The sequence below is a fragment of the Legionella rowbothamii genome (genome assembly GCF_900639985.1).
GTDB lineage: Bacteria > Pseudomonadota > Gammaproteobacteria > Legionellales > Legionellaceae > Legionella > Legionella rowbothamii.
The window spans coordinates 124,622-145,689 of record NZ_CAAAIM010000006.1; the positions used below are offsets into that span (position 1 = coordinate 124,622).

Below are 21,068 nucleotides of genomic sequence, written 5' to 3' on the forward strand. Positions count from 1 at the left end.
ATTACCCGTCAGGATTGTATACAGCCTGAATCTAAAACTTCGTGTGCGATACATTGATGTATAGAGAAACTGTAGCTTGATGCAGCGTTGGACTTCATCAAGCTACGTGTTTACTACATACCGTAAGAGAAACTATCAAGCTCAAACTCTGCTTCATCAAAAAACAAATTATCTTCATCTTGCTCAAGATTTTCATCAAACTGTGCTTGAATTTGACTTGCTAGGCGCGATTGAAACTGGGCCTCAAATTGATAAAACTCAGCTACCGATTCAAAGCGTTTGCAATAAACTCCGCTTTTAGCTTCTTCTCGCCCAATTTCTTCAGCTAAAAACTCTAACTTCTCATTAAGAGTTTTTAGCTGGCTTAATGTTTTTTGATGTAATGCATCTAGAGCACTTGTCAACTCAGCCTGTTGTTTTTTAATTGTAGGCAATAAGCTGTATTGAACTTGATTTCTAGAATGCTTTTTAAGATCATCCAACAGCTCTTCCCGATCCTCTTCAGACTCCTGATAGAACACAGTGCGAACGGCTAAAGACCATGCGCTTTTCCAAATAGGTTTAGGCTTAGCTGCTTCAGTAACTTTCTCGTGTAAACGTATTAAATCTGCTTTTAAATCCTCGTCTTGAATTTGCTCTATTTCATCTAAATCTAATTTAGCTAATGTAAAGTTTTTGATGCGCTCTCTATCTTGGAAATAAGCCTGCACTGTCGCTGAAAAGCCATTTAAATCATCAGGTGTATCCCCTTGGACATAAGCATTTAATTGCAAAATAGCATCAACATCAGCCTGGAACTGAACAGGGAATAATTTCGAATCTGCAAGTTTAACAGCCTTATGGTTTAACAAAGGTAATTGTTCCCTTTTTAGTTGCTCGAGTTGGGTACATAAATTCAGAGCATCAGCCAATTGCTGGTTATATTCTCTTTGGGTTCGCCTCAAGTTAGGGATTTGAGAATTATAGCGAACAAAGTCGTTCAGTGCTGAATTTACACCTCTTCCCTCAATCACTAAATCCAGATAATCACTAAATCCATTGTGGCCATGTTTTAAACTAACTTCATTAACCAAGAAATTATTCATCCCAGCCAACTGGGTTTCAATTTTCGTTGCTTTAAGCTTGAAGTACTTACTTTCATCCATTAATTCAGGATGATTTTGCTCACACTCATGCCACATTTTATTTATTTCACCACGTAACTGAGTTAGTGGTGCTAACAGCCCTGCATCACCTTTGCCTAGCTTAGCAATTTTATTGATAATGAACTCATTCATTTCATAAAGAGCATAAACACTGTCATTATTTCTTTGTATATCAATTAGGTGCCACTTAATTTGTCTCCAGCCACTATGCCCATCCAACAGGCTTGCTTTCTCTTGTTCTAATCGAAGGAGTGCAGCATTAAACTTATCACGCATTACCTGATAGATGGCCTCTTCTTTGCTCTCTTGAATAAAGGTCTTATTCAGGGTTTTCTGTCCATTGCCGATCAGAGTTAAACCATCTAAGGTGGTCAAGGTTTCTTGAATCAAGTTACGCGTATTTTTATGCCCCAAAGGAAATATCCATAGGTCAGCCAATCGTGCTTGATGCTGCATTAGAACTCTATAAAGATTTTTAATTGCTGATTGGCGTTGAGCCGGGTTGGTCTTAGCTCTTAATGAGGTAGCTGCCTTTAAAATATCATTAGCCGCATCAGTAACTGCCGTACGCTCTAATAAATATCCTAGTCCACGATTCCCTTGAACTGCCCATGAAAGATTATGTTCCAATTCATCTGTAATTTCATCGACCACACTATTAATGTAAATATCTTTTAAATCAGTCAACGCTTCTTCTGGATAATCTACCTGCTGAGCTACCTGGAGCAATTCTTGAATAGCGGGCTGCATGGCATATTTCTTTTCAAAATCTTGATCAGCAAACCATCCTACATAGGAATTTAAAAACAAAATTAACGCATTCAATGTATCTGCATAATTTATTTGGATTAACAAATTATCTCGAACCGATTTGCTTAAGGCCGTTTCATTGGCAATAACCTTGCTAATATGTTGTTGCAATGATTTGACACGAGTTTGAGTAAAAGCCGCCCGATAGGTGTCAAGCTCATCGTCGGAGTAACGCATCATCGCGCCATTTATGTCTAATCCTGAAGCCACATAACGCTGCGCTTGTTCTTTTTTCACCTGTATTGCTTTTGCGTTCTTAAGCTCATCGATTTCATGCAAGCGGAATTGCTCGCTAATTGACATACTTGCTAAATAATTGCTACGCAACTCATCAAGTGAATCATGCTCAATGACGCAGGCTGCTTTTGCTTGCAATTCAGCACATGTTGTCTTCCATATCTCTACAGCAGCTTGTTCAAACTCAAGCATGGCCTCCTGAAAACCAGTAAGCAACAGGCTTTTTCCCTCATGATTTTGGCGCTCATAGACACTAAGATAAAGTTCTTGCCCACCAAGCGGATTAATGCACTCTTGCCATTTCTCACTAAAGGCGCGAGCCAAATTATCTTTTAGCAACAACAATTCATTACTTAATTGCGATAATTCGTCTTTCGCATAAATAGAATATAAAAATGCTTGCCAACCATCAAACTGTTTCATTGCTACATAACGCATGGCAGCAGCAGACTGGTTATACTGATGTTGAATTGCCGTAACTTCTTGCCGCTTATGACGCAATACATCAATGTCTTTAAACATTAATTCACGTTCAGCATCGTCATAATAATTCCAAGATCTAGCACTTATTACATCTTGAGCCTCATAAATAGCTGTATATTGACCTGGCTTCTCATAGGTGGAAATTCGACGTAAAAACTCACGCACATGATTTGCTGAATCGAGGTAGGTTTGTATCGTCAAAAATCCTTCCGAAAGTTCGGTATTAAAAAAAGTACCCCGTCCTAGTGCAGAGGCTGTAGTAATCGTCACCGTATTCGGTTTGCCCGCCTTTCTCAACCAGGACTGCTTATTGGCCAGATCCAACACGCCAACACTCCGTGCGGTACCATAATGTGCTGTTAACATGTCTTGAAGATAACGAACCTCATTCGCATCTTGTGCAATTAACACAATAGGCTGTCCGTTTACGGCTTTAGCCATTACATTTTGGAGCAACCTACGATACTGTTCTTCGTGTTTGGTCGGAGCTATGGCCAATTTACTCTGAGTCTCAGGCATACAGGACGGAATAGCGCTGGCAACGGTGACATTTAACTGCTCACATAATTCTCCTAGCTTATCCGCATTCATTGTTTTAGACAGCCCAATAATGCGTCCTTGAGCTTTATAATCATCAACTAAATCTTTTACGGATGCCTGAGCAATCGTACTACGTACTGGATTAAGAGGGAATTTCCGCCCTAAAGCTACATATTCTTTTTCTAAACGAACATGCAAAAATGGCAGTACGTCTTGAGCAAGGCTCATTCCCTTCTGAGCGGTCTTCAAACTATAAGGGACTGCTGTATAGATATTGGCACCCTGCTTTAAGACTTCAAAATCTTCCCCTTCCACCATACGCTGAGCCGCTACAGCAGAGTCTATCCAACCGCTTAATTGGTTTTTGGGGATGCTTTTTAATTTAGAGCGATGAATGCTCGTTGGAGCATATTGCTCTAAAAAGCCTCTGAGCTGAGTTAAATCTTGGCGTTCGCTCCATGCGTTAGGGTGAGTTAAGTTTTTAAACTGAGGCTGATTAATGAACTCATTAATCAGGGGATAAATCCAGGTATCAGGATGCTCACGTGATTTATCAACTGTCAAATTAAATACTTGTCTGTCATTTAAAGCCGAAAGATCGGCGCCGCAAAGAATTAAATTAGTTGATAATGAGTAACCATCTTTTTCAGCAATTAAAGTCTCTTGCCTTTGCTTGGCGCGTTGACGATACAAAGCCAAATCACCCATGGTTGCGCAATTGATTCCCCCTTTATTATAAGTTCCAAAAGCTGAATCAGCCTCAAGGGAACAGGAATCAATCCCGACCGAAATAAAGAAATCTTTATGACCAAGGCCATAATAATCTTGTTTTATTTGCTCACGATTTGTATAGCACAAATCAACCGTACCACCATCAGCCTGAACCCATTGCATCACCGCAAGCAGTGGATTAATAACTCGCATATCCTGTTCTGAAGCAATCTGCATCAACAAATTACGTCGTTCATTTTTTAGTGACAACAATACTACTGCCAGTTGCGGGGCATAAATAATTTGGCCTGTTGCTCGTTCATATTGTTCACGCAATACGGCAATTAGGTTTAGTTTGGCATTAAATTGGTCTGCAGACGAACAATTCGGTTGGCGTATCGTTGCAATCAAATGATCGGAAATTAGGCGTAACTCGGCTCGAGAAAGCGCCGTTAAATCCTCATGTTTTGCACTCATTCCTTTAATCACTAAAGGAGCTTCTTTGCCAATCGCATTAATGTAAGTAATTTGCTGGGCTAGATCATGTTGTTCCTGGGCAGTTAAATCAATTCCTTCAAGCATATTTTTAACTTCGGTAACAACCCGAGCTACCTGCGACATATCAAATTGTTCTTGTACTACCTGCTCAGCAGTCTTAGTAACTGTAATACCAAATTCTGCATCATATTGCTTTGCGCGCCCATTTTTAGGGTCTTTATCAAACTGCGTAATATACGCCTTTAACTCATTAGCGCTTCCATTTAACAAGCGGATAAACTGCTCTAAATCCGGATAAGGAGGGCTTTCAAATAAAGAAAGAATCTCTGCTAAATTAAACTCTTGTATTTCAAGACCTTCATGTAATTCAAACAACAATGGTAATTTATTGTCAGCAATATTTTGGCCATAAGCCGTGAGTATCTTGATCCACGCATTTAAAACCGGCTCTTTAGCACGAACAAACTTGGCTAGCAGCTCATCATATTGGTGCAGCTCCGCCGCACTCCCTGTTTTACAGGCTTTAATTAACGCAATCATTAACGGAAGTATTAAGTTTTCTGAACCTGAAAAGCCTTGAAGAACCAAAAAGGTGTGGTTAATAATCTGTGCCAACAACAGACTATCTACTTGCTGTACATCAATTTTTTTGATCAAATCCATCCAAACATCAAATAAAGTATAAACTTGGGCAGACTTGCTACTGAATAGTTCATAAATCTGTATTAATTGCTCAAATGGAAATAACGTAGTCATAGACAAATTGTGTCCAAATGACAACTGTAATAACTTCATATACGTAGCATAATCGATAAGACCTGCTATTCTATATTGCATTAAGAGAGATACCTGCTGAATAGCATTCTCAAATTGCTCTTCAGAATAACTCGCTCCTGTTTGCATCGCATTTAGTAGAATATCTAATTGCCCAACAACATTATCTTCTGCTATCTGGTAAAATCCTTTTAGCAGATCCGCAATCTGCTCAGGGGTAAATGAGCATCGGTGATCTTCAGAATTAAATTCATTCGCTAAGAGGGTAACACAACGACGAAACTCATTATGATTATTATTTTTTAGATAAATTAAGGAGTTAATGAATTGTGCTAAATCATCAAATTGTTTGCTTAGGCGAAGTTCGAGCTCGTCATCAAACTCATCTTCATAAAAATCAGGGGCTAAACTTAGCAAATAATCGTCAAAATCTTGATTTGCTGTTTGCAATGAGTTTATGGCCTCAATAATATGCTCTTCATAATCTGCGGAGTCCTTCGGTTTTTTCAAACTTACTATCGGGATTCTACCTATTTTTGTATTAGGTAAGGCTTCCTGGATTAAATTTAAAATAGACGGCTTTTGCTGCTCAACTCTGTCCATGACTCCTAAATTAGCTGCCTCCATGCTTACTGCCTGAACAATTTCAATCAATTTTTCTAAAGAGGGAAGATGGTAAGATGCCTCAATATCAATATCTGCAACCAAGGTTAATAATAAGGTTCGCTGGTCTTCAGGAAGGGCTAAAATATTTTGTGCCAAAGTTTTAACTTGTGTTTCAAATTCTGAATCAGGTACTTCCGCCGCATCATTGTAGGGTGGAATATCATCACTAATTAAAGACAGCAACATCATGAATTGGGCAAAAGAAGTAGGCTCCTCTGCGAAACATTCTGATATGTATTGGCCTAGCTTAGCAGTCAAATCTAAGTGTCTTAATAGCTCATTGAGATTAAATGAGTTAATCTCGGTGGTCTGGGCATGCTCTAGAGTAAAGCGTGTTTTGTAATTATTAATCAAAGATGCGCCAATATGACCATAAGCATGCAGAGAGTTGAGAGAAAGAGCCATGAGTACGAGCATATTTACTCGCGCGTCAGAGGTTTCAACATTCTCTTCTTGGGGGCCCATTGGTGGTTTAGCCAACTCATCCAGCAACGCCTTTAATGTTTCATTATTAGCATGCACATTATTCACTGAAATAAGAGGCATGTAATTCGCCTTCTCGCGCTCAGGTATCTCTATGGCTGCGCCATGCTTGAGTAATAACGTATCGAACAGAACATTCAGCTCATGCAAAGAAGGCATATGTTCTTGCTCATAAGCCCCTAATGCTCCGAGACACATTAAGAGAACAGGCATCAATCCTGTCTTCACCTCAGCCTCAGGATTAATAATGTTGGCAACGGCCATCATTTTATCAATTAAGTTCTGAACTGCCGAACAAGGGTTACGCTCTTCACTGCAAGAACGCTTTCCGGTTGTGGTTAAAAGAATAATACCAAGTAATGCCGCGCAAACATCATGGCCCAGATGGCCATACTTTGCATTTACTTGGGTTTCAATAACTTCATACACATCTAAATCATAAGCCCAATCCTGTGTGCCAATAAAACGATAAAATTGGATACGTAATGCTTCAACTGTATGATCTTCAGCAAAAAACGTACAAAGCTCTTGTGAATTTTTAAACTCTACCGCATTGACCTGTCCAGGAACTAATCCCATGTGTTGGGAAACGAGACGATAATCCTGGGCATAATCAGCAACAAAATCCAAACCATGAAGATGAGCCAATTGCTCTTTGGGAGCAGCTGAATTTTTAATAATAAATAAAGCTCTGTCTAAAGCCGGTTTCATATGTTTAATATTTCTCAGAGGGCAACTCGCAGGTAAATCCTGAGCAAGCTCACCTAATTCAGTGAGAAAATAAGAATAAGCATCAAATAATTCATTAAAATTAGTTCGTGCACCAGCTTCTTTATGCTGATTCACTAATGAGCACCACCAAATGTATTGTTCAGAAGTTAACTCAGTTAATTTTTTAAGATTCTCAATCCCCTTAGGTGTCGCCAAGTCCGCATAACTTTGAGGGTTTTCGAGAAATAAAGCATGTAACTCGTTAAAAAGCTCTTGTTCATGAAGCGTTTTAAATTGCTGTAGAACCAAGACAATCCCATCAGCACCTGCATTAGCCAATACATATGCTAAACCGTGATAATGCGAATTAGATAAAGGTAAAAACTTCAATAAATTATGAATACGTCTGATTTTCAGAGGATCCTGCTCCAATTCTGAAAGGAAAAATTTTAAGGCATTTAGACGTATTTCTGTTGCAATTTTGGGTGCAAATAAATGAGCAAATTCAGTCTCATACCGTACACTATTCGGAGATTCATCTCCAATTAGATTAAATTGCTGAAATGAACCGTTAACGGTTGGATTCACCAATTCCGGGAGAATTGTTAATGGCGTAATCGTATCAAGATGCTGCGCTTCAAGCTCTGGGCTATAGCATAAAACCAGCCCTTCCTCATTGGTGGTTTGGAGAGAAAACCCTGCGGGTAGATTATCCAAAACTACTCCATAAGCGAACTCTGGGTAATAACGAATAATTTGCTCCATGGCTTCAGTTTGCACATGAGTTATTTTCTTATCTTTCTCAGTGGATACCCCCACCAATCGGTCCCATAAAAGCTGTAAATCGGGTGCTTTTTCTTTAAAAAGTTTATTAGCAAAACGTTTTGATTTTGCATTAATCGTCTCACGATCAATAAGCTCTCCAAGGGTATCCATAGGCACAGGCGGCTTTTGAGCCACTGCAGCAACGACAACAGCTGCTCGTTGCTTTCTTAAGCTTGCAGTTATAGGCAGACTTGGTTGTGTAGTGAGTGAGGACTCGCCTACGGAAATTTGTATATTTAAACTTGCACCTTGGGTTCCCTCAAGCCAATTTTTCTTAGATTTTCTTAGAGAAAAGGCAAGGGGTTGAAAAGGTCGGATAGGCTGGGGTAACTCGGCAATATTTTGCTGAAAATCAAGCGCTAATCTACGTCGCTTACTTGCCAAATACGCATCATCAAAAGCCAATTGAGCACTACTATTCTTTAAGGATGCTATTTGTAATTTATAAGTATGAGGATGCTCAGGATTTAAAAGAAACTCAACAAGCTGCGCCACATGCTCTGCTTCAAGGGCCTCACATTTTAAGCGAATAAGTATTTCCCTGGATGCAGGCTGAGCCTGTTCATATGTATGTTCTAAATAGGCAGTAAACTCTTGGACGGTATCAAAACTCCGCGTATCCACAGTGATCTTCATGCAGCCATCCCCTTAACGAATATTTAGATCTTATTGTTCATTGAGTGCGAAAATATAGCACAAATGGCCTTAAGATAATATGAAGGAATGAATAATTTTAGCTCAGCATTAATTAATCATGGTAAGGCTAAGCAAGATCACATTACTTGTCTCATGAGTCCGTGATTGAATGGACTGATGCAGATATCCTAAATCCATAATTGTTGATTTAGAAAGCTGTTTGGCAACTCCGATAAATGCCCGATTCTGTTCAAAAAAATAAGGTGAGGTCCATTGGGGGTGATTTAGATTGAAAAAAAACTCATTAAAGGTTGAAAAAGAATAATCCCGCCATTTAAAAGGAATTCTTAACCACAAACGTTCACGTAAGCGAAAGGCCGTTTGTGATTGATTGCTTTGTCGTCTTTCTTCCAGACGAGTTCGACTGTTAAGGCTGAAATTAAAATCATTCGCTATTCGCCAATTTAACTGCTGCCACCATCGGTGTTCTGTATGTGTTTTATTTGCAGGTGTTTTGGTTAAAATCCATCCAGGCCCTACAAAGAACATCAGGTTTGGATTAAATTGATAGCCTAATCCGCCTAAAAAAAGAAACTGATTAAAAACCGATGCGTTATCAATCAAGCGCAGTTGTGGTTCCACGTAATATTTAAAGGATGAGTTTTCTGATACAGGGCCAATAATGTTTACAACCGCCCAATCTTTGCTGTAAACCCTGGTACTATTGGCGGTTTGCACGCCCATACAAAGAAAAAAACTGACTATTATCTTTATCCAAAAAGAATAACTTATTTTGTCCATAAAATACTCATCGCTTTAACTGTTATCCCCCTAATTTAATAGAGGAAAAACTATTATATCTCATCAGCATAAGTATTCCAAAGCAGGAATTATTTTGAAGTATGCCTTCACCAGAAATAAATGCATTTTATTTAGCCCACTTATTTTAGTACCATAGAACCAAGTTTTTAAAATAAAACATGATTCATGGTTACCAAAGAAAAATGGGACAAGCTCGCAGAGCTAATGCATAAACTCAATATCGGTGAAGCAGAACTCATTGAAAAATTTATTGTAGGCAGCGGCAAAGGAGGTCAAAAGCTACACAAAACAGCATCAACAGTGTACTTAAAACACCCCCCCTCCGGCCTGGAAATAAAATGCCAGGAATCCAGAAGCCGAGAAGACAACCGATATTTCGCAAGAATGCGGCTTTGTGAAAAAATACACTCATTAGTTAGTGATGAAAAAAGCAAAGCACAACAACAGCTTGAAAAAATAAAACGTCAAAAGAAAAGACGAAGCAGACGATCTAAGCAACGAATGTTAGATGAAAAATCTAAAAAAGGTGCGATTAAAGTATTAAGAAAGTCTCCTCAATCTTATGAGTAAATGTATTTAGAACCAATTTTTCCTGCCCCTCATTTGCATTCAATGAACCACTTTAAGATACAATGAGTTAAGAATAATAACTCTGATTAAAAATAATTACAGTTAGTGATTTTTAATATTTATGTATAATTTCCGGTAATAAAAATGGAATATGAGAAGGCTCCAGCCCATTGTGCTAGAGAAAAGTAGATTAATTTCTCGAGAACAAAAAAATTTTTTAGTCCTTACTGATACTTTCCACCACGATGAAGCCCAATATAGGTGTTAAATTAAACAATATTGTTGGGCTTCGTTGTGCTCGGCTTGCTACATTGGTGCAGCAAGCTTCGTCATCCGGCTCACATACTTACCATAGCAAAATACAAAGAAAACAATGAAAAGCGATAAGGGAATGCAAAGAGTCCAAATGTTTATATTCGAATAATTTTCACCAACAAATCCTACAAAAATGGCACCGATTACACCGCTCAAATAATAAGTCATTTTCCACGTGGCAAGACCTAAACCCTCATTCCCTGGGCCAAATGATGTTGCAGCTATTTTTTTTGAGATTGGCGAGAAGAGCATTTCGCCAATGGAGGCGAAGAATATAAAAATTAGACTCAATACCAGGTAGCTGGTAATTCCAAATAGAAAATATCCTGCACCTAAAAAGAAAGCCCCGGTACTTAGCAGAACTAAATTTCCCTTAGCGTGCAATTTGCCGATCAATAATGGCTGGACAAATATAAGCATCATGGGATTTAACGATAAAATAAGCCATGAATAAAATGGGCTGTTAAAGCGTGAAACGGCCTCTAAGGGAAAATAGATTCTAATTAATGAGTAAATAATGCCGTAAACAAACACCACGGGTATAATCATGCCTAGAGCTGATATATTTTTTTTAACTGAATAGACAACCTTTTTTTTCTCCAGCACAAAACCATCATCCCTGGTCAGTAAAAAAATGGCTGAAAATAATAAGAGAAACCCAAACAGCATAAATAAATTCGTCAATCGCTCAGCTTGAAAATAACTCATAAAAAAGCTGCTGATGGAAAACGATAAATTAAATACTACGGATTGAACAACAATAATTCGATTTTTCATTGCATCACTGTCAGCCAATTTAATCAGTGCCGTTAGATTCGCGATCATCATAAAGACCCCGCCAATACCGCATAAAAATAAGATGGCCAGCAGATAAGAATATGAAGTTATGGATGAAAGTAAAAAGAAACCTAAGGCGTAAAGAAATATCCCAAATGCAGATACCTTAACCACAGAAATTCTAGTAGTTAAATAACCGCTTATTAATGAGCCGATGCAGGTCCCTAATGAGAAGGCGGACATTAATTTTCCGACTTGAAAGGTTGTAAAGTGTAAGGAATGAACCAAATAAATTGAAATTAAATGTGAAACACACATCGCTATTGATTCAATAACTACTAGGGGAATCACTTTTCCTGTGCCTTTGGGAACATCAGTATAATGTGCTAAATAATTTTTTAGAAAAGTGTTTGTAGCACTATCCATAATTACAACCTATTTAAATCCATTTTATCTAGGAGGGATATTCTGTGATATTTATAATTTTTGCAAGATGTAAATTTAAAAATCATCAGGACAGCATGGCCATCCTGATGTGCTCTGAATTATTTACCCGCATTCATTTTGGCTAACTCTTCCGGAGTTGCTAAGAATTTATCTTCGAAATCGATAACAAAACCGGCAAAAATACGCACAATTCGGTCATCAATTTTTTCAGGATAATGTACGGAAATACTCCAATTGTTTGCGCTCTTATTGCGGTTTAACTCGGCGATTGGATGAGGATTAGTATTCGATTCGAGAATAACAAATCTATCAAAATTTGCATTTGCATAAGCACTACCTATGTACTTTGGATTGCCTGACTCATCATATTCATAAAGATTAAATTTAGCTGATTCAAGCGTAGCCATATCACCATCAATCAGACCAATTTTTACCCCGCGAGTATCATAAATATCAATATCAGTTGCCCAAGGATAGATAGAACCCATAGAAATTACGCGAGTAATTCCGGTAGCCTGCCAACCTTCGTTCTTTGATAGGTCATAGTTGGTGCGAATACGAAATGCGCTCTTTTTTATTGAACCTGGATAAGTTTCTTTAAGTGGAGATTTAATTTGATACACTTCTGAAAACTTATAAATATCTTTGGTTAGTGCTAAATCATAAGGATGATCTTCATGAACACCATAGCTGCTAGCGCCTGTTGCAAAAACGAGTACAAACAGGAAAAACATGCATGAGGTAAATAATTTACGCATTAAATACTCCTATATTAAATTTGTGTTTAGAGGCGATGATGCTTCTTTGAAATGCAGGGCTATCATATATCATCTTTATTAATGATTTATTAAGTCGATGAATTTAAATTTCTTATTCCTTGTTAGATGATATCTAGCACTGCATTGAGCAATTGTTGGGTATATTCGTGTTCTGGCTGATGGAAGATTTTTTCACAAGAGCCGAACTCAATCGCCCGCCCCTCCTTCATCACTAAAACATCATCAGCAATGTAGGAAACAACGCCCATATTATGGGTAATAAATAAATAGGAAATACCGGTCTCTTGCTGCAATTCTTTCAATAAGTTAAGAATCTGGGCTTGAACGGAAATATCCAAAGCGCTTGTTGGTTCATCACAAATCAGAATATCTGGCTCAGTAGCTAAAGCCCGAGCAATACCAATTCGCTGCCGTTGCCCACCTGAAAACTGATGCGGGTAACGGTGCAAACTACCGGCTGGTAAATTAACCTGGCACAAGAGCTCTTTTTGACGCTTATGAATTAAAGAACGTTTCATCCCCTGAGCACGCATACCTTCAGCAATGATTTCACCTACGGTCATCCTCGGGTTCATTGAGGAAAACGGATCTTGGAAAATAATTTGGACCTTTTTACGGTACTCTCTTAATGCCTTGCCCCGCAATGATAAAATATCCTGGCCGCGATATTGCACCGCCCCCCCAGAAATAGCTAATAAACGCAACAAAGCGCGACTCGTAGTTGTCTTGCCACAACCTGATTCCCCAACTAAAGCTAGAGTTTTTCCTTGTTGTAAACGAAAAGAAAGCTTATCTACGGCAGGAAATAATATTTTAGCTCGGCTAAACAATCCTTTTTTCTGAATAAAATCAACGGATAGGTTAGTAACTTGCAAAATGGTTTCTGTTTCGTTAGTTGCCGCATTCCATGCGATTTTCTTCGTATCTAAAGGGGGGAGCTCATTAAGTTCTGGATATAAATGGCAGCGTACTATCCGTTGCTCTTGTTCTTGCAATTGAGGTTCTTCTTGATGACAACGTGAAAAAGCATAAAGACAACGTGGATGAAAACGGCAGCCCGAGGGCAATGCATCCAAAGCCGGAACAAAACCTTGAATTACCGATAAGCGTTCTTCTCTTTTGGCAAATGAAGGTAATGAAGCCAGCAATTGCTGTACATAAGGATGTTTTACGTGTGAAAAAAAATCATGGGCGGTTGATTGCTCTACTACCTGCCCCGCATACATCACACAAACACGGTCAGCCATGGCTTTTACTACACCTAAATCGTGGGTAATAAGTAACATACTCATTTGATGAGTTCGTTGTAATTTTTTCAATAGAGCGAGTATCTGCGCCTGAATCGTTACATCCAAAGCAGTAGTTGGTTCATCCGCTATTAAAATTTCGGGACTACAAGCTAAGGCCATGGCGATGACAACCCTCTGCTTTTGCCCACCCGACAACTGATGCGGGTATTGATGCATTTTGATTTGTGGTTGTGGCATTTCTACTTCATTAAGCAATGCCAGCATAGCCTGCTCTAATCCTTGTTTCGAATAGGCTTGTTTTCTTTTTAATACCTCAGCTAATTGTTCTCCAATCGTCATCACTGGATTTAAGGCGGTCATCGGTTCTTGAAAAATCATCGCCAACCTCTTGCCCCTTAAGTGTCGCATCATCTGCTCTGGCAAATTGAGAATATCTGCTCCATCGACATTAATTTGGCTATCAAGACCATAAACACCCGTATGCGGTAATAAACGCATCAAAGCTAAGGAGGTTAATGATTTCCCACAACCTGATTCACCTAACAATACTAGCGTTTCTCCAGGATGGAGTACAAAGCTTAACTTATCCAATGCGGAGACCGTTTTATGCGGTTCTTTGAATGCTACTGATAATAAATGCGCTTCTACCCGATGTTCCATATCTTTTATTACTTATGAATATTCCTCTACTCTACCATATCTATGATAAAATGAACCCTAGTACATATATTTGAGTGAGTGCCATGTCAGAAAATTACACCGCCCAGGCCATTGAGGTCCTAAGTGGACTTGAACCGGTTCAACGTCGCCCCGGGATGTATACCGATACCACACGCCCAAATCACTTGGCTCAAGAAGTCATTGATAACAGCGTGGATGAAGTATTAGCAGGCTTTGCTAGCCACATCACCGTCACCCTTCATGAAGATGGGTCTGTTGAAGTAGAAGATAATGGTCGCGGTATGCCGGTCGATATCCATCCCCAAATAGGATTAAGTGGGGTTGAAGTGATCATGACACGTCTACACGCGGGTGGTAAATTTTCTGATAAAAACTACAGCTTCTCTGGTGGATTGCATGGTGTAGGCGTTTCTGTAGTGAATGCCTTATCGGAGCGCCTTGATGTTACGATTAAACGTAATGGTATTGTTTATCAAATGTCCTTCTCGAATGGGGATAAACTCTGTGAGTTAAATGAGTCTGGCGTGGCTAAAAAGCGCGACACAGGAACAACCATTCGTTTTTGGCCTAATGAGAAATATTTTGATACCACACGTATTTCGGTCAAACATCTTACCCATATTTTAAGAGCAAAAGCGGTACTATGTACTGGCTTATCAATGACTTTCGTTAACAAAGCGAGCAATGAAGTATCTAACTGGTGTTATGAACATGGACTGGTTGATTATTTAAATCAATCCTTAAGCGATGGGACTTATTTACCTGAAGAACCATTCACCGGTGAGTTCAAAAGTGATGAAGCCACAGTGGATTGGGCATTGGTTTGGGCTGATGGCACCAGCGTTGGTTTTAGTGAAAGTTATGTGAACTTAATTCCTACCATTCAAGGTGGAACGCATGTTAATGGCTTACGCTCTGGTTTATTTGATGCCCTGAATGAATTCTGCGAACTCAGAAATTTATTACCACGCGGGGTTAAACTTACCGCCGATGATCTTTGGGATGCATGCCAATATGTTCTTTCTGTAAAAATGAAAGAGCCGCAATTTGCAGGACAAACTAAAGAACGTTTAAGTTCACGACAAATTTCCGCCTTTGTCAGTAACGTGGTAAAAGATGCTTTTGCACTTTGGCTAAACCAACATCGAAATCAAGGTGAAGCAATTGCCGCTCTAGCAATCGACCGTGCGCAGCGCCGTTTAAAGCAAGCCAAACAAGTAGCACGTAAACGCGTAAGCCAAGGACCAGCTCTTCCGGGAAAACTGGCGGATTGTTTGCAAACAGATCTCAGCCAAGCCGAACTCTTCCTGGTTGAAGGAGATTCTGCAGGTGGTTCAGCTAAGCAAGCACGTAATAAAGACTTTCAAGCAATACTTCCATTACGCGGAAAAATTCTAAACTCTTGGGAAGTTGATTCGTCTCATGTGTTGGCCTCACAAGAAATTCATGATATTTCTGTTGCGATTGGTGTTGATCCAGGCTCGATAGATCTCAGTGGTCTGCGTTATGGAAAAGTCTGTATTCTTGCCGATGCGGATTCAGATGGTGCGCATATTGCAACCTTGATTTGTGCTTTATTTTTACGCCACTTCAAACCCTTAGTCCAAGCAGGACATGTGTTTGTAGCGATGCCTCCTCTTTATCGTATTGACGCAGGAAAAGTGATTCATTATGCCCTTGATGATGAAGAAAAGAATCGCTTAATCGCACATTTAACCCAAACGAGCAGAGCTAAAATTAATGTGCAACGCTTTAAAGGATTGGGAGAGATGAATCCCATTCAATTGCGTGAGACCACAATGGATCCAAACACCCGTCGTTTGGTCCAACTTACTTTAGATGACGAAGCAAATGCTGAAGCAGTAATGGATATGATGCTCAATAAAAAACGTGCAGGAGATCGTAAGGTTTGGTTAGAAACGAAAGGGAATTTGGCGGAGATTTAAGAGCTAATTATTCGACGTCATTGTGAGCATAGCTCGCAATGACGAAATTTATATACATCGTGAACATTTACTTATTGCCTTACCAATTAATTTTCCCTTAAGCATCGTATGTTTAAATTAATGAACAAAATTTAACATAAAGAATAGCTTTTTTCATGTCCTCTTCAAAAATAGACCGATTATTACGTGAAGGGATGCCGAATCACATCCCTGTTCCGCATAAAGCCCCTCATTTTATTAAACAAGACCCCATTTCCAGACATTTACGCAAACACGATAATAAGGAAATTCAATTTCCCTTCCCTAATCAAGCGGGCGTGTATATCAATACCAACGAACATGGAGTTAAACATATTTTTGATCAAATGGACTCTCTCGATCGTGTACCAGAATCCATTCATATCGGTTTTTCTGGCTGGCATAATTTTGATATTATGGCCCGAAGAGAGTCTTCTAGAGCGATTATTTGTGATATTAATCCAGAAAATGCATTATTTATGCATTACACCTTAAAATATCTAATAAGGTGCAACAGCAAAAATGAGTTCATTGAAAAAATGACCCAAGTGGTTAAGAAAAAACAATATGAAGGTTACAGAACAAATTTTGCCAAAAGCTCATATCTCACACTGGTTAAACCTAAAAGCATCAAATTCAGTTTAAACGTTAGCGAAGAATATCCTGATCACTTTGCTGTTCATGAGGAAATCGCTTTGGAACAACAAAGAGAGACAAGCTGGCTGTTTACGGATGAACGTTACCACTACATTAGAAATTTAGCATTGACTGATAAAATCGCTGTAATCACGCAAAGCATATGTGCATATGAAAGCTTTTTACGTATCCGTAGTGTATTAACGGAAAACGCGATCCAAATAGACACTATCTATGTCAGTAATATAGGCGAATGGATATTTGGAGAGCAACAAACCAGTTTTATTGAAACCATAACCGCGTTATTGACGGAGAATGAAACGATTTTAATTGATGCTCAAGTCAAAAATCCTCAAAACAATGAACCACCTTCTCAACGATGTATTTTAAAAAAGGATATCACTCCGCAACGTTTAAGAGATTGGTTTTTTCCAGGTAAAAAGCAGGAAAGCATTGAGGAATTAAATACGATATTCACCCCATAACCATCAAAGCAATCCTGGTTGCGAACAGCCAGGATACATTATTTCAAATTAAAAATTACATCCTGACCTACCACTTCAACAACGGAATTATATTTGAATAATCATCAGTCCATAAAAACTGTTTACCACTAGCCACAAAATGCCATTCATTGCCATTCATTAATTTAGAGGCTAAATCCTGATTCATTGTTAATAAAGCCCATTGAGAAGCGAATTGCCCTAATGCTGCATTGCCCTGATCAACCTTACTAAATACCATAAGCTCCAAAGCACGCCCTGAGGCGGTCACAACCGGTAATAAATCCAAATGCCGATTGCTCAAATTAATCAGAATGGTCCCGTCTTCTGTGATTTTCTGCCGGTATAAAGAAAAAGCTTCCAAAGTAATTAAATGGATGGGAATCGCATCCGAACTAAAGGCATCAACTATTAAAAGCTTTTGGGAGGCATCCATTAATTGCTCCACAGCCAAACGACCATCATTTTTTATGAGTTCAATTTTTGGAGGACAATCGCGTAAATAAGTAAAATATTGCGGATCTTGAGCAATTTGAATCACTTGCTCATCGATTTCAATAATCTTAACTTCATCACTATGACGAAATTGGCAAGCCATAGTACCAATACCCAAACCAATAATCGTGACTGGTAGGGATTGCCATTCTTGTTGAAGAACCGTCACAACTGATTGGATCGCGCCATAATACGAGCTAAACCCAAAAGGTATTACATCACCCATTGCTTGCAATCCATGTACGGTGGATTGACTAATCAACGCATGCACGGCATTTTTATCGGAGCCTTTATCAACAACCTTTTTCACTCCATAAAAATTTCGTTCTTGCACTAAAATCTTATCTACTTGCAAATAAGGAGAAAAAATAAAGCTAAACAAAATAAATAAAGAACAAACTAAACTCGTTTTACCGCGCCCCCAAACAGCGATGAGCGCGAGCGCCAGAATCGCGCCTATTTGAAAGTTCGATAGTCCACCAGGCCATTGAATAGCAGGAATGAAATAATGGCACAGTAAAATGGTCAAGACACCCGTAGGAATACCAATTGCCAGCAATGTTGATTGCTTTTGATAAATAGATTTTACCTCTCCATTCGCTTCAACAGACCAACTTATAGGTAAAGCAATTAAACAAAGTAATAGCGCTAAAGGATATTCATAAACTTGATTAAACCAGTGTGGCGCCAGAATACCATTAAATATTCCAGCTAAAACACCTCCAAGAGCCAAGCAAAAATAAAATAAAGTCAGTAATTGCGGCTTAGGTCTTTTTAAAAATAATTGCCGATGGCAAAGCACTGCCAAAATAAAAAAGGTAGCTAAATTAAATAAAATATTCTGCCATGCCCGGATTTGGCTCACATTCAAGACAAAACAAAGCACAGTAAACACTAAAAATAAAACAACATTTTGCGCAAGCCAGCTAAAAGAAATGAGTGGTTTGGATGAGAAGGCAATAATAAAGGTCAATAAATACAATGCCAGGGGCAACACCCAAAATAAGGGAGTCGCAGCAACATCCGTGGTGATATATAAAGTAACGCCTAACATTAAGCTGCATGGGACAAAGCTTAAAAATACCCAATAGCCCATCTGTCGCCAAGGCCATGGAGCGCTATCCCCCTTATCTGATACCAAAGGATTAAATCGGTTAGTGCAAAACACCACTAACAAAAGCCCTATATAGATTAGATAGCCAATTCCCCACCAATGAAATTGCTCCTTTAATCCGATGAAACGTTCGATTACCCATGGATAAAGTGCTAAAGAAGATAAGCTCCCCAAATTAGAGGAACTATATAAAAAATAAGGATCAGCAGCACCTTTCGCCTTAGTCTGACTGTAGCCAAATTGCAATAAAGGGGCCGAGGCGCCAAGGACCAGTAAAGGCAAACCTAATTGAGTTAATAAATTAGATAAAATACTCCTCTCGGGTGCTCCAGGCATAACCACTGGCTGCAAGAAAAGAGGAATAGCGCTAAGACTAAATATAAGCACAATACTATGAATTATCCGCCAAGTCTTAGTATTTTTAAAAGCACTCAATAAGGCTGCATATCCATACGCAACTAACAATATTGCCTGAAAGAAGAGCATACAGACAGTCCAAACGGCGGGAGTACCTCCGTAAATGGGTAATAAGGCCTTCGCGGCCATAGGCTGAATACTGAACAGTAAAACTGCGCTTAGGAACAAGCAAGTTGGAAATAGAAAATGTAGCACCACTCGTCCTTGATTTACCTTAATTCTATAAAGGACGTTATTGTAGAATTATAAAAATTTATATTCAACTTAAACACCTAACAACGTACAACACGTTTTAGGGAAGCGTATCCCCAATTTTTTTATAATCTCGCTCACCAAAAATCGCTGAATCATAAGAATAGTATTTAAATTCCAGTAAATTATTGCTGGGATCTTTTAAGAAAAAAGATTGATGCTCAATACGAGTACCTATGAAGCGGGTTTTTACGGGAATTTCAAAATGAACGCCTTGCTTATATAGCCTGTCAATAAATGCAAGAAACTCGTTCTTCTCGAGAAAAATCAAACCAAAATGTCTAGGATAAATGCTCTCCTGTACAGGTACGGGCTCTTCAATTTTATGCGCAACAATTTGATGAGCCCCAAAATTAAAAATCAATGCCTGCTCCGATTCACGCCCTAAAATAAACCCTAATTTGTCTTGGTAAAAATTCTTTGCTAAAGCCAAATCGTGAATTGGGAATGCCAAATGAAACAAAGTCTTCATAGAGGTTGCTCCGAATGAAATCTCTAGATTGATGCATCGATTCTCGCTCACGCGAATGACGCAAATTAAAATTTATTTTTAATTATATGACATTGCATTACGTCATGGTACAGCATCGACAAGGGAGCATAAAATATGGGAAAATGACCGCGATGAGTAAAACGGGACTCTGCTTACATTTAGCTAAGGCTTTCTTACTCATGCATAGGCGGGAATCTATTTCTGAATGTAACACCAAACTGCACTAGAATTGGATCCCGGCATTTTTGATAAACAATAACCAATCCGAACCTAAACGTAGGGATAAAATGAGCTTCTTACATCAACTGATTGATTACATCCTGCACATTGATATTTATTTGAATACCTTTGTATCCACTTATGGATTTTGGACTTATCTTGCTTTATTTGCTGTGATCTTCTGTGAAACAGGACTCATCGTCACGCCATTTTTACCAGGTGACTCATTGTTATTTGCAGCAGGAAGTATTGCGGCTCAGTCGGATAATTCATTTAATGTAGTCCTTCTATTTACGCTACTGTTTATTGCTTCTGTCTTAGGTAACCAACTTAATTTTCTTATTGGTAGAGCCTTAGGACCACGTATTTTTTCAGCCAATGAATCCTGGTTGTTAAATAAAAAGCATTTGCAGGAAGCCCATATTTTTTATGAAAAACATGGTGGCAAAACCATTATTTTTGCCCGCTTTCTTCCCATCATACGGACATTTGCCCCCTTTGTTGCCGGGGTAGGCACTATGAAAATAGTGCATTTCTCTCTTTATAATATAGTCAGTGCTCTACTTTGGATCGGGGGCTTACTCAGTTTGGGGTATTTTTTAGGCTCCATCCCAGTTGTTAAGGCTAATTTTGTCCTGGTAATTTACGGGATCATTTTTGTTTCTTTACTCCCTGCTTTATTTGCATTTGTTAGTAAGAGAAAGGTTCACTCATAGGCCAATTGCTGACGAACGTGCTTAAGTAAAGTCTTTTGTGGTTTATAAAGTCTTGTATCGCTTATAGAAGACCCCATACCGCGGCTTGACCGCGGTATT

11 protein-coding genes are annotated in these 21,068 nt (G+C 38.9%); 4 read left to right on the forward strand and 7 right to left on the reverse strand.

All coding sequences use genetic code 11. The annotated features are described in order from the left end of the window. Nucleotides 1–113 precede the first annotated feature (113 nt). Both E1P08_RS11315 and E1P08_RS11320 read right to left on the reverse strand, forming a co-directional pair. Nucleotides 114–8,519: a hypothetical protein gene (locus tag E1P08_RS11315; protein ID WP_133137135.1), complete on the reverse strand. Its 8,406-nt coding sequence runs from the start codon at nt 8,517–8,519 to the stop codon at nt 114–116. A gap of 108 nt (nt 8,520–8,627) precedes the next feature. Continuing rightward, nucleotides 8,628–9,320 carry a DUF2490 domain-containing protein gene (locus E1P08_RS11320; RefSeq protein WP_133137136.1) on the reverse strand — a complete coding sequence of 231 codons (693 nt, stop codon included), beginning with the start codon at nt 9,318–9,320 and terminating at the stop codon, nt 8,628–8,630. Between the two features lie 186 nt (nt 9,321–9,506). Between E1P08_RS11320 and E1P08_RS11325 the strand changes: the two genes are divergently transcribed. After that, on the forward strand, nt 9,507–9,911 hold the full coding sequence (locus E1P08_RS11325; protein ID WP_133137137.1) for a peptide chain release factor family protein: 405 nt from the start codon (nt 9,507–9,509) through the stop codon (nt 9,909–9,911). Between the two features lie 306 nt (nt 9,912–10,217). Here the strand turns inward: E1P08_RS11325 and E1P08_RS11330 are convergent, their stop codons facing one another. From E1P08_RS11330 to E1P08_RS11340, 3 genes are all read right to left on the reverse strand, one after another. Beyond that, the gene (locus E1P08_RS11330) at nt 10,218–11,429 is read right to left on the reverse strand and encodes an MFS transporter (protein WP_133137138.1); all 1,212 of its coding nucleotides are present in this window, start codon (nt 11,427–11,429) and stop codon (nt 10,218–10,220) included. Between the two features lie 119 nt (nt 11,430–11,548). After that, nucleotides 11,549–12,208, reverse strand: coding sequence for a hypothetical protein (locus tag E1P08_RS11335; RefSeq protein ID WP_133137139.1), 660 nt, complete (start codon nt 12,206–12,208; stop codon nt 11,549–11,551). Between the two features lie 122 nt (nt 12,209–12,330). Continuing rightward, nucleotides 12,331–14,139, reverse strand: a complete 1,809-nt coding sequence (locus tag E1P08_RS11340; RefSeq protein WP_133137140.1) for an ABC transporter ATP-binding protein — start codon at nt 14,137–14,139, stop codon at nt 12,331–12,333. Between the two features lie 83 nt (nt 14,140–14,222). Between E1P08_RS11340 and parE the strand changes: the two genes are divergently transcribed. Then, nucleotides 14,223–16,106: a DNA topoisomerase IV subunit B gene (parE, locus tag E1P08_RS11345; protein ID WP_133137141.1), complete on the forward strand. Its 1,884-nt coding sequence runs from the start codon at nt 14,223–14,225 to the stop codon at nt 16,104–16,106. Between the two features lie 155 nt (nt 16,107–16,261). Beyond that, complete coding sequence (locus E1P08_RS11350; RefSeq protein ID WP_133137142.1) at nt 16,262–17,245, forward strand: LIC_10091 family protein; 984 nt, start codon at nt 16,262–16,264, stop codon at nt 17,243–17,245. 67 nt (nt 17,246–17,312) lie between these two features. Here E1P08_RS11350 and E1P08_RS11355 read toward each other — a convergent pair whose 3' ends face one another. Next, the gene (locus E1P08_RS11355) at nt 17,313–19,484 is read right to left on the reverse strand and encodes a spermidine synthase (RefSeq protein ID WP_133137143.1); all 2,172 of its coding nucleotides are present in this window, start codon (nt 19,482–19,484) and stop codon (nt 17,313–17,315) included. A 97-nt stretch (nt 19,485–19,581) separates the two neighbouring features. Continuing rightward, nucleotides 19,582–20,013, reverse strand: a complete 432-nt coding sequence (locus tag E1P08_RS11360; RefSeq protein ID WP_133137144.1) for a VOC family protein — start codon at nt 20,011–20,013, stop codon at nt 19,582–19,584. Nucleotides 20,014–20,321: 308 nt separating this feature from the next. Here E1P08_RS11360 and E1P08_RS11365 point away from each other — a divergent pair, with 308 nt between their 5' ends. After that, the gene (locus tag E1P08_RS11365; protein ID WP_133137145.1) at nt 20,322–20,969 is read left to right on the forward strand and encodes a DedA family protein; all 648 of its coding nucleotides are present in this window, start codon (nt 20,322–20,324) and stop codon (nt 20,967–20,969) included. Nucleotides 20,970–21,068: the final 99 nt, after the last annotated feature.